This window comes from Streptomyces sp. YS-3 (assembly GCF_045257485.1).
Classification (GTDB): domain Bacteria; phylum Actinomycetota; class Actinomycetes; order Streptomycetales; family Streptomycetaceae; genus Streptomyces.
The window spans coordinates 1-7,123 of record NZ_JBJHPC010000379.1; the positions used below are offsets into that span (position 1 = coordinate 1).

7 protein-coding genes and 1 pseudogene are annotated in these 7,123 nt (G+C 70.6%); all 8 read left to right on the forward strand.

From position 1 onward, the window contains the following. On the forward strand, window positions 1-1,024 hold a 1,024-nt coding region (locus ACJA3G_RS25575), incomplete at its 5' end, for a hypothetical protein (RefSeq protein ID WP_406555399.1). A 101-nt stretch (window positions 1,025-1,125) separates the two neighbouring features. Then, window positions 1,126-1,734: a TlpA family protein disulfide reductase gene (locus ACJA3G_RS25580; protein WP_406555400.1), complete on the forward strand. Its 609-nt coding sequence runs from the start codon at window positions 1,126-1,128 to the stop codon at window positions 1,732-1,734. Between the two features lie 16 nt (window positions 1,735-1,750). Then, window positions 1,751-2,542, forward strand: a complete 792-nt coding sequence (locus ACJA3G_RS25585) for a cytochrome c biogenesis CcdA family protein (RefSeq protein WP_406555405.1) — start codon at window positions 1,751-1,753, stop codon at window positions 2,540-2,542. A 2-nt stretch (window positions 2,543-2,544) separates the two neighbouring features. After that, entirely contained in the window at window positions 2,545-4,290 is a 1,746-nt protein-coding gene (locus tag ACJA3G_RS25590; protein WP_406555401.1) for a cytochrome c biogenesis protein ResB, read from the forward strand. Then, a complete protein-coding gene (gene ccsB / locus ACJA3G_RS25595; protein WP_406555402.1) occupies window positions 4,287-5,378 on the forward strand; it encodes a c-type cytochrome biogenesis protein CcsB in 1,092 nt (363 codons plus the stop codon). The genes ACJA3G_RS25590 and ccsB overlap by 4 nt, the downstream gene beginning before the upstream one ends. Before the next feature lie 67 nt (window positions 5,379-5,445). Further along, the gene (locus ACJA3G_RS25600) at window positions 5,446-5,985 is read left to right on the forward strand and encodes an SRPBCC domain-containing protein (protein ID WP_406555403.1); all 540 of its coding nucleotides are present in this window, start codon (window positions 5,446-5,448) and stop codon (window positions 5,983-5,985) included. A 120-nt stretch (window positions 5,986-6,105) separates the two neighbouring features. After that, window positions 6,106-6,600 carry a SigE family RNA polymerase sigma factor gene (locus ACJA3G_RS25605; RefSeq protein ID WP_406555404.1) on the forward strand — a complete coding sequence of 165 codons (495 nt, stop codon included), beginning with the start codon at window positions 6,106-6,108 and terminating at the stop codon, window positions 6,598-6,600. Further along, window positions 6,593-7,123 (forward strand): annotated as a pseudogene (locus ACJA3G_RS25610) (hypothetical protein); the annotation flags it as partial. The gene ACJA3G_RS25605 and the pseudogene ACJA3G_RS25610, both read left to right, overlap by 8 nt.

Genomic DNA, 7,123 nt, shown 5'->3' on the forward strand with positions numbered 1-7,123 from the left:
CCCCAAGCCCGTCCCCCTCGAACCCGGTCAGACCCCGCCGCAGTTCGTCGTCTTCTCCTGGGACGGCGCCGGCGAGGTCGGCAACGGCCTCTTCCCGCGCTTCCTCGACCTCGCCAAGGACCACGGCGCGTCGATGACCTTCTTCCTCTCCGGGCTCTATCTGCTGCCCGAGTCCAAGAAGCGGCTCTACCACCCGCCGAACAACAAGGTCGGCGCCTCGGACATCGGCTACCTCACCGACGACCACGTCAAGGCGACCCTGACCAATGTGCGCCGGGCCTGGAACGAGGGCCACGAGATAGGCACGCACTTCAACGGGCACTTCTGCTCCGGCCGCGGCGACGTCGCCAACTGGACCCCGGCCCAGTGGCAGAGCGAGATCGACCAGGCCATGTCGTTCGTCACCAACTGGAAGACGAACACCGGCTGGACCGACGAGGACCCGCTGCCCTTCGACTACAAGCGCGAGCTCATCGGCGGGCGCACCCCGTGTCTGCGCGGCCAGGACCATCTGCTGCCCACCGCGCAGAAGCTCGGCTGGCGCTACGACGCCTCCTCGCCGGGCGGCACCCAGGTCTGGCCGGTCAAGCGGCACGGCCTGTGGGACCTGCCGCTCCAGGCGATCCCGTTCCCCGGGCACTCCTTCGAGGTCCTGTCGATGGACTACAACATCCTCGCCAACCAGTCGAAGAACTCGACCAAGGCGCCGCCGGCGAACTACCCGGGCTGGCGCAAGCAGGCCACCGAGGCGTACCTCAAGGGCTTCACGCGCGCGTACGAGACCAATCGCGCGCCCTTCTACATAGGCAACCACTTCGAGCAGTGGAACGGCGGCATCTACATGGACGCCGTCGAGGAGGCGCTCAAGGGGATGGCCGGCAAGAAGGACGTACGCCTGGTCTCCTTCCGGCAGTACTGCGACTGGCTCGACGTCCAGGACCCGAAGGTGCTCGCCAAGCTGCGGAAGCTGGGCGTCGGCCAGAAGCCCACCGGCGGCTGGAACGCGTTCCTCCAGCAGGCGTGAGGTCCGGGCGGCGCGGCTCTTTAGGCGGCCTTGACAAGGGTCTTTACGGGCACTCAGGGGGGTGCCCAAGATCCCCCAAACGGTCATGCGAAACTTTTCACATGTCCGTGAGTCCTGCCCTTCCACGCCGCCGCGCCTTCCTGCTGGTCACGGCAGTCGCGGCCACCGGTGCGCTGACCCTCACCTCGTGCGGCTCCGGCGGTACCTCCGGCGGCTCGGGCGACACCAAGTTCGTCACCGGCACCGGCGGCATCTCCACCGTCGCCAAGAGCGGCCGGCACGCCGCGCCCAAGCTCTCCGGGGAGACCGTCGACGGCAAGCAGCTCGACGTCGCCGACCTCAAGGGCAAGGTCGTCGTGCTGAACGTCTGGGGCTCGTGGTGCGCGCCCTGCCGGGCCGAGGCGCCCTATCTCAGCAAGGTCGCCAAGGAGACCCGGGCGCAGGGCGTCGAGTTCGTGGGGATAAACACCCGCGACACGGACAAGGGCCCGGCTGTCGCGTTCGAGAAGCAATTCGAGGCGGACTACCCGAGCCTGTACGACCCGATCGGCAAGCTGATCCTGCGCTTCCCCAAGGGAAGCCTGAACCCGCAGGCCATTCCGTCGACGATCGTGCTCGACAAGGACGGGAAGATCGCGGCGCGGGCGCTGATGGCGCTCGACGACAAGAAGCTCCACCAGATGATCGACCCGCTGATCGCGGAGAAGTGATGTCGTGGACGCGACCCTGACCGTACTCGCCGCGCACCCGACTCTGGCCGCCGCCCAGTCGACGTCCGGCGTGAACGACACGGTCCTCAGCGGTGCCCTGCTCGTCGCCCTTCCGGTGGCCGTGCTCGGCGGGCTGATCTCGTTCTTCTCGCCCTGCGTCCTGCCGCTGGTGCCCGGCTACCTCAGTTACGTGACGGGCGTCACCGGCACCGACCTCGCGGAGGCCAGGCGCGGCCGGATGGTCGCCGGGGCGAGCCTGTTCGTCCTCGGGTTCACCGCGGTCTTCGTCTCCGGCGGGGCCCTGTTCGGCTTCTTCGGCCAGACGCTCCAGGACTACAACGGCACGCTCTCCAAGATCCTGGGCGTGCTGATGATCCTGATGGGCGTCTTCTTCATGGGCCTGATGCCCTGGCTCACCCAGCGCGAGTTCCGGTTCCACAAGCGGCCGGTGACCGGGCTCGCGGGGGCGCCGGTGCTGGGCGCGCTCTTCGGCGTCGGCTGGACGCCGTGTCTGGGACCGACGCTCACCTCGGTGAACGTCCTGGCCATGGACCAGGCGAGCGCGGGCCGCGGGGCCATACTGACCGTCGCCTACTGCGTCGGTCTCGGACTGCCGTTCGTCTTGGCGGCGGTCGCCTTCCGCAAGGCCCTCGGCGCCTTCGGCTGGGTGAAGCGGCACTACGCGTGGGTGATGCGCACCGGAGGCGTGATGATGATCGCGACCGGTCTGCTGCTGCTCACCGGGGCCTGGGCGGAGCTCATCCAGCAGGTGCAGGTGTGGTCCAACGGCTTCCAGGTGGGTGTCTGAACATGAGCAAGACCGAAACGGCCCCCGAAGAGGCGCCCCGGACGGCGGCGGAACGCTCCGCCGACGAGCGGGACCTCGGCGCGGCCGGCTCCCAGCTCTCCACGGCCCCGGCCGAGGACCTGTCGAACGGCCCCGTGGGCATCGGTGTGCTCGGCTGGGTGCGCTGGTTCTGGCGCCAGCTGACCTCGATGCGGGTCGCCCTCGTCCTGCTGCTGCTGCTCTCCCTCGGCTCGATCCCCGGCTCGCTGATCCCGCAGACCAATGTGGACGAGCTCAAGGTCGCCGACTTCCAGAAGCGGCACGACACGATCTCGCCGGTCTACGAGAAGCTCGGCATGTTCCACGTGTACAGCTCGGTGTGGTTCTCCGCGATCTACATCCTGCTGTTCATCTCCCTGATCGGCTGCATCGTCCCGCGTACCTGGCAGTTCGTCGGGCAGCTGCGCGGCCGGCCGCCGGCCGCGCCCCGGCTGCTGACCCGGCTGCCCGCGTACACCACCTGGCGCACCGAGGCCGAGCCCGAGCAGGTGCGCGAGGCCGCGGCGGCGATGCTGAAGAAGCGCCGCTTCCGTACACAGGTGGTGGGCGACGCGGTCGCGGCGGAGAAGGGCTACCTCCGCGAGGCCGGGAACCTGATCTTCCATGTCTCGCTGATCCTGATCCTGGTGGCGTTCGCCGTCGGCCAGCTCTTCAAGTCCGAGGGCGGCAAGCTGATCGTCCAGGGCGACGGGTTCTCCAACACCCTCACCCAGTACGACGACTTCAAGTCCGGCTCGCTCTTCAAGACGGACGACCTCGCCCCCTTCAGCTTCACCCTGGACCGCTTCGACGCCACGTACGAGCGCAACGGGCCCAACCGCGGCACCGCCCGCGAGTTCGTCGCGCACGTCACCTACTCCGAGGGCGCCGACGGCAAGCCGCAGAAGAAGGCCATCGAGGTCAACAAGCCGCTGGTGGTGGACGGCTCCAAGGTCTACCTCCTGGCCCACGGCTACGCGCCGACCGTCACCGTCAAGGACGGCCGGGGCAAGGTCGTCTTCCACGGCGCGGTGCCGCTGCTGCCCATCGACAACAACATCTCCTCCAGCGGCGCGATCAAGGTGTACGACGGCTACACCGACGCCAAGGGCAAGTGGGACCAGCTCGGCTTCGCCGCGTTCTTCGTGCCGACCTACGGCGGCAAGGGCAACGGGACGATGTTCTCCCAGTTCCCGGCGCTGGACTTCCCCGTCCTCAACGTCGGCGCGTACCACGGCAGCCTCGGCGTCAACTCCGGGCTGCCGCAGAACGTGTACCAGCTCGACACCGACAAGATGAAGCCGTTCAAGGACGACCAGGGCAAGGTCCTCAAGAAGACCCTGCTGCCCGGTGAGACCCTGGACCTTCCCGAGGGCGCCGGGTCGATCACCTTCGACAAGGAGATCAAGCAGTGGGCGAGCTTCCAGATCTCCCAGCAGCCGGGCAACGACCTGGCCCTGACCGGCTCGGTCCTGGCGATCGCGGGCCTGGCCGGGTCGCTGTTCATCCAGCGGCGCCGGGTGTGGGTCCGCGCCGTGCCCGGTAAGGACGGCGTCACCGTCGTCGAGATGGCGGGGCTTGGGCGGAGCGAGTCCGCGAAGCTCCCCGAGGAGCTGGCCGATCTCGCGGTCACGCTCATTCCGCAGGCGCCGACCGCGCCTGATCCCGCACCTGAACCCGCCGGGGACCAGGTGGCAGAACCCGCCGAAGCCGAAGGGGCCGAGAAGTGATCCTCGCCGCCACGACCAACGAGAGCCTGGCGCACACCAGCAACTACCTGATCTATTCGGCGATGGCGGTCTATCTGCTGGCCTTCTTCGCGCACATGGCCGAGTGGATCCTCGGCAGCCGCAGCAAGGTCGCCCGCACCGCGGCGGCCCTCACCGCCGACGCGGCCGAACAGGACGGCGCGGGCACGGTGCAGGTCCGGGTCGCCAAGAAGGGCGGCGGCACCGCCGTCCTGGAGCGGCCCAAGGTCGTCACCCGCTCCTCCGCCGGCAACCGTGACGTGCCGGACGGCCCGGGCGCGGCGGCGGGAGACGTGAAGGGCGACCTCTACGGCCGTATCGCGGTGTCCTTCACCGTCCTCGCCTTCCTCGTCGAGGCCGGTGGGGTGCTCACCCGCGCGCTGTCCGTGCAGCGGGCGCCGTGGGGCAACATGTACGAGTTCAACATCACCTTCTCCACGGTCGCCGTGGGCGTGTACCTCACGCTCCTCGCGCTGAAGAAGAACGTGCGCTGGCTCGGCCTGCCGCTGGTCACCTCGGTCCTGCTCGACCTCGGTCTCGCGGTCACCGTCCTGTACACCGCCAGCGACCAGCTGGTGCCCGCCCTGCACTCGTACTGGCTGTGGATCCACGTCTCCACCGCGATCTTCTGCGGCGCGGTCTTCTACGTGGGCGCCGTCGCCACGGTGCTCTACCTCTTCCGCGACCGCTACGAGGCGAAGCTCGCCGAGGGCGGCAAGCCGGGCGCCTTCGCCACCTCGGTCCTGGAGCGGCTGCCCGCCGCGGCCTCGCTGGACAAGTTCGCCTACCGCGTCAACGCGGCGGTCTTCCCGCTCTGGACGTTCACGATCATCGCGGGCGCGATCTGGGCCGGCGACGCGTGGGGCCGCTACTGGGGCTGGGACCCCAAGGAGGTCTGGTCCTTCATCACCTGGGTCGCGTACGCCTGCTACCTGCACGCGCGCGCCACGGCGGGCTGGAAGGGCCGCAAGGCCGCCACGCTGGCACTGCTGGCCTTCGGCTGCTGGCTCTTCAACTACTACGGCGTCAACATCTTCGTGAACGGCAAGCACTCGTACGCGGGCGTGTAGCCCCGCGTCCGCCCGCGCTCCACGGTGTGCGCGGGCGCCGCGCGCCCGTTCGGGTGACACTGGTGCCATGACGGATGCGATCCCTCATGGCACCGGTGAGACCCACGACGGCGCCCGGCTCCTCCGCTACGAGCTCGCGCTCTCCCACCCGCGGGAGCGGGTCTGGGCGGCCGTGGCCACCCCCGAGGGCCTGTCCGGGTGGCTGTGCGCGGCCGACGTCCTGGAGCCCCGGCTCGGCGGCGCGGTGACGCTGCGCTGGCTGAACGCGGGGCCGGAGGGCATCCACCACGGCCATGTCACGGCCTGGGACGTCGACCGGGTCGCCGAGTACACGGTGGACCTGCACGGCCGGATCCGCTTCCATCTGGAGGCCGAGGGCCCCGCGGTCACGGTGCTGCGCTTCACCAACGAGTTCCCCGGCGACGACGCCCTGCACCTGGACTGCCTGGCGGGCTGGCACAACCACTTCGAGTTCCTGGCCGACGCGCTGGCGGGCCGCCCCAAGGACTGGACGACCTGGTCGTCCCGGCGGTGGCAGGAGCTGCGCAAGGAGTACGCGAACCACACGGACGACACGGCCGGCACGGCCGGCGGGTCGGGGCTCTGAGCCCCACCTGGGAAACTTCCTGAAAAAATGACGGCGGCCTGTCAACCGGACGGCCGCCGTCAGGCGTACATCCCGTGAGACCTGTCCGCCGACAGGTCTGTCCAGCCGACGGGAGCCGCTTTGACCGACGACGAGTTCGAGGAGTTCTACGCTCACTCGGTCACCCGGCTTGTCGGGCAGCTCTACCTCATGACCGGCGATCTCCACGAGGCGCAGGACGTCGTCCAGGAGGCGTTCGTACGGGCCTGGGGGCGCCGCGCGAAGCTGCTGCGCGAGGCCGGCCCCGAGGCGTGGGTCCGCACCGTCGCCTGGCGGCTCGCGGTGAGCCGCTGGCGGCGCGGCAGGCGGGCCGGTGAGGCCTGGCTGCTGCACAGCGGTGGCCGTTCCGGGGCCGAACTCGGCCCCGACCCCTCCTCGGTCGCCCTCGTGGACGCGCTGCGGCTGCTCTCCGAGCGCCAGCGGCGGGTCGCCGTCCTGCACTACGTCTGCGATCTCACCGTCGAGCAGGTGGCCGCCGAGACCGGTCTGTCCACCGGCACCGTGAAGACGCATCTCTCCCGTGCGCGCGCCGCGCTGCGGCCCCGCCTCACCTCCGAGGAGGAGCAAGGTGTCTGAGAACAGGCCGGCCCCGCCCGGCGACGGCCCCGAGAGCGATCCGGCGCTGGCCCGGGCCCTGAAGCGGGCGGCGGACGACGGCGGGCGGCGCGTGGTGCCGCAGCCGGCCGCCCGGGTCGCCGAGCGCGGGCTGCGCAGGCGCCGGCGCAATCTGGCCGCGACCGCCGCCTGTGTCGTGTGCGTGGTCGCCGGGACGGGCGCGGTGGCCGCGGTGCGGCTCCAGAGCGGGCCGGACGCGACGGTCCCGGCCGACCCGGCGACCCCGACCCGGCGCGTCTCCCAGTCGCCCGCGCCGCCGTCGGGGTCACCGTCCTGGTCACCGCCGTACCGGCCGGGGTCCCCGAGCCCGGACCTGTCCGCCTCCGCGTCCGCGTCCGGCGGGACCGGCCACGGCAGCCCGTCCGCGTCGGTCCCGCCGCCGGAGGGTCCGGGCGGCCGGCCCGCAGGAGCCTCCCCGAGCAGCAGCCCGCCCCCGGAGACCACCCCACCGGGCCTGACCGGCTGGACCGCGACAGGCACCCCC